This window comes from Citrobacter sp. TBCS-14 (genome assembly GCF_005280805.1).
Classification (GTDB): Bacteria; Pseudomonadota; Gammaproteobacteria; order Enterobacterales; family Enterobacteriaceae; genus Citrobacter; species Citrobacter gillenii.
On the sequence record NZ_SZWM01001228.1, the window covers coordinates 1 to 269 of the forward strand.

Here is a 269-nt window from a genome sequence, read left to right on the forward strand (position 1 = left end):
CGTAATTTATAATCGAGATGTGTGTTATCCAGTTGAATATTATTTAACTTAAAGTTTTGTGGGATGGACAAATATCGTCCTTTGATCACACCGTACCCAATCAACATCCCTGCGCTATTTTTCATATTGATATTATCGATAACGAAATTATCACATCCATAAATAGCGACTGTAGCATTGTCGATACCCGCTTTCTTGCTGAAATTCGGGGTGATATTTCGCGCGGTAATATTACGAATGATAAAATGTTTGCCGTTCTCGACATGGAC

1 pseudogene is annotated in these 269 nt (G+C 37.2%); it reads right to left on the reverse strand.

Annotation, left to right across the window (positions count from 1 at the left end):
* Nucleotides 1–269 (reverse strand): annotated as a pseudogene (gene wcaM / locus FDX22_RS32230) (colanic acid biosynthesis protein WcaM); the annotation flags it as partial.